Raw genomic sequence first — 3,379 nt, 5'->3', positions numbered from 1 at the left:
ATACCCATCTTGTCCATTTCAATTTCGCGTCCTTTAAATCGAAACTGATTCGAAAGGGTGGCAAAACGGATATGATCAAAATTTCGATTTCTGAAAATGAATCGCTGAATTCCTTTAATTGGCTTAAAATCAATTAATTCGCCATTCCGCAAATTGAAGTTTAAATGGCCGTCGAACGTACCCGGAATCAGCGTATAATCAGGCCGCAACTTCACACTGATTTTTCCTTCCGAATTTAATAACCCGCGAATATTCTGATGGGTAATCGTCGTTTGCTGAAAATCATCAAAAGCCCGGAATAACTCCGAAACGTTGGTGTTTTTGAGTACACAGGCTACATTCACTCGGGAAGGATTATTTCGGATGTAATCTACCTGACCTGAGAAATTGAAATTGCCCTGAAAGGCATTCATGGCCAAGTTCTTAATCTGTAATTTTCGTTGCGTAATTAACATTTCGCCTTTCACCTGCGAGGCTTTGAAATGCCGGTACTGAAACTTGTTGAAACTTACGGTTACATCGGTTTCCAACTGGTCAATCACCCGATCTACTTTGGCGATCAAATCCCGACGAGCTTTTTCCCGTAAACGAGGCGACGATTTACGCGAACGCGGCATAAACTGGGTCGCGTTGAAGTTCAGATTAGGTGAGGAAATTTCGGCCTTGGCGTACAAACGCGTATTCGGAGAAGTCAGAAAAGGAATTAACTTTTTGATGGTTCCGCGGATCGTAATAGGGCTGGTATTCAACCGGGTCTGGATTTGCTTTACCACCAAATCACGTTCATTAAACACCGCGTGGACGTTTAACTGGTCAAAATTAAGATGTCTGGTAAGATATCGGAACTGACCATCTTCTACAAGCAGGTTCCCGCGTAACAAACCCGCCAGTTCGCCCGTTTTGGGGTCAAAAACATTCACAACCCGACCCCGGTACTGAGCGTGTAACCGCAGTTTGCCGCCGTTCAAAGTATAACTGGTCGCATTGAGCGTCTCGTTGAGCGTAGACAAATCCGTATCTACCGTAGTGGTCAGAAAAGCCCGTGTGTGCTGCAGGTTATGCAGTACCATCCGGCCACTGACGGGCAAAGCATCGTCCCAGTCGGCGGAATAATGGCTAAATAGTATCCGAGAATTGGCATCACCCGCTGCTAGTTTTGGGTCAAGATGGTTGGTAAAATAACCTTCTACCCGCAGGTTCGTCAATAAACCCAGTACGGATTCCATTCGGGCGGGACCCGAAGCAAAGCGAATATCAAGATGAGGCTCCGAACCGGGAGCCGTTGAACCGCTGATGCGTATGTTCGCCTTTTTGATATCAGGATAGTACTTAAATTTCCCCAAGGCAACTGCTAGCTTTCGAGGCATTAAATCCAGCGTTTTGGAAAAAGCTAGCCCCTGTACCCGAAGGAACAGATTAAGGTCCGGGGGCCGTCGGGTATGGAATTGGAAATGCCCGTGGGCGTGTAACGTATCTTTCTTCTCGAAAACCAGCCGAGAAGGTTCCAGCGTAAGCAGTTTCCGGGCCGTATCAAGCTGAACGTTGAGTTTAAGATCCGTTTCCTGATTCGTACCAAAACTTCCTTTGGAAGAGTTGAAGGCGAGGCCATCTAAATGCAGCGGACCCCGGATGCGGGCTTTAATACGATTGCCATCCCGGGAGATTTGGCATTCTACATCCCGAAATAAACCGCCGTACCATTTATGACGTAAGGAATCACTGAAATGCACCTGGACATTTTCCAAGCGGACTTTCTTGATGTCCACTAAAAATCCGTTCGGGTTTTTCTTTTTGCGAATGGAGCGGGTAAGGCTATCCGATTCAAATAAACTCCAGTTGGCATATCCAGTCTCATCCCGAAAAGCCGTCACGGATCCGTCAATCACCCGGATGTGTTTAATCTGTACTTGTCGGCGGAACAAATCAATCAGGCTCAGTCGAACCCGTACTTCTCTAACGTTCAGGAAATCAGTATGGTGCTGGTCGTGACGGTCGTCCTCTAATCGTACGTTCTGAAGAATGATCGTCAAGCCCGGCGTGGCTTCTTCCCAGAAAATAACCCGAAAGTTATCCGCCTGAAAATTTCCCCGAATCTGGTTACTGATCTGCTGATTGATCTGCCGGAAGAGCCGATCCCGGTACGCATAAATCACAGCCATCAATCCCACTCCCAGCAACAGGCAAAGAATAAGCAAGCGTAAGGATAAGCGTCGGAAGTGATGGAAATTCATACGTAACAAAGATAAAATCGGCGGAAAATGGGGTTATCCTAGCTTCTAAAGATAGCTTAAAAAACGAACTAATTGCTAAACTGGTATGCCCAGAAATCAGCCGTATAAAGAAAAACGGCAGCAGGATAGTAAAGCTACTGGCGAGGTCGCTGAGAACACCCGTTTCTGGACTCTCGTCGCTAACCATTTATGAAAAGATAGGTGGAAAAAGACCTTGCCAGTGAAGGAGTACTAGAGGAAAAAGATTAGATGAGGGTATGAAGGTTGAATTAGCTCAAACGTAGGAAGCTTTCCGGGTAAGATTGGTGAAATCGGTAGTTTAGTTAAACAATGGGGGTTGTCATTTCATCCGTTTAAGGAGAGACCGTACGCTACTTTTTAGTTACGAACAAAATCTACATTATTCTTCCCGAAACATTTCATCCAGAATACGGGGAACGTTAGACTCGTGTACTTCACCCAGCCAGAGGTTACTCGGTTGAATGGCTACGATGGGTCCCTGCTTACAGCGGCTGGTACAATCCATCTCGACTAGTTCTACGTGTTTTTTCAATCCCCTTTCTTTCAGTTCATGCTTGAAGGTTCTGCGTAAATCATCCTGGCGACGACTGCATTTGCTACCTTCGCAGATCAAAATCATCCAGGGACAAGTATCGTGTAGTGGTTTCATTACTTATAAGTGCTAAAAAACAAAAGTACAATATAGGGGTTGTCCCCCGTAAGGGATGCCGCTAACTTTTTAATAGAATCGGTGTAAAGCATCTTTTGTTTTAAAACTAAAATTGTACCAAACGTTAAATGCTTGCCAACGCCCTTTTAACGTTCCGATCGTACTAGCTCAGGTTGTATGAATACAGAAGTAATAATTATGCTGGCCATTGGCATTGTGGCCTTTTTGTATGCTTCGGTGGGGCATGGTGGAGCGAGTGGGTATCTGGCTGTACTGGCTATCTTCGGTACGCAGCCCGAATTAATGAAGTCTTCCGCACTGGTGCTGAATCTGTTTGTATCGATGTCCTCTTTCCTGCAATTCTATCGGGGCGGGCACTTTAGCTGGCCGAAATTCTGGCCTTTCGCTCTGGCCAGCGTACCGATGGCCTTTGTGGGGGCGGGCATACCCCTGAGTGCCGGGTTGTACAAACAATTAC

General features: G+C 46.0%; 3 protein-coding genes. 1 reads left to right on the top strand and 2 read right to left on the bottom strand.

Annotated features, from left to right (window positions below; all coding sequences use genetic code 11):
- Window positions 1-2,231: AsmA family protein (locus ACOJTG_RS20060; protein WP_420155448.1), on the bottom strand; the 2,231-nt coding region annotated here is incomplete at its 3' end.
- A gap of 400 nt (window positions 2,232-2,631) precedes the next feature.
- Window positions 2,632-2,901, bottom strand: a complete 270-nt coding sequence (locus tag ACOJTG_RS20055; RefSeq protein WP_133163357.1) for a (2Fe-2S) ferredoxin domain-containing protein — start codon at window positions 2,899-2,901, stop codon at window positions 2,632-2,634.
- A gap of 177 nt (window positions 2,902-3,078) precedes the next feature.
- Here ACOJTG_RS20055 and ACOJTG_RS20050 point away from each other — a divergent pair.
- A partial coding sequence (locus ACOJTG_RS20050; protein ID WP_420155447.1) for a TSUP family transporter occupies window positions 3,079-3,379 on the top strand: 301 nt, incomplete at its 3' end.

The sequence above is a fragment of the Siphonobacter sp. genome (assembly GCF_048595215.1).
Lineage (GTDB): Bacteria > Bacteroidota > Bacteroidia > Cytophagales > Spirosomataceae > Siphonobacter.
Note: the sequence above shows the minus strand (reverse complement) of the source record. Positions and strands in the feature narration are given on the sequence as shown.

Bases quoted from the DNA above. Each gene is read 5' to 3' on its own strand.
- ACOJTG_RS20055 (WP_133163357.1), bottom strand. From the start codon at position 2,901: ATGAAACCACTACACGATACTTGTCCCTGGATGATTTTGATCTGCGAA.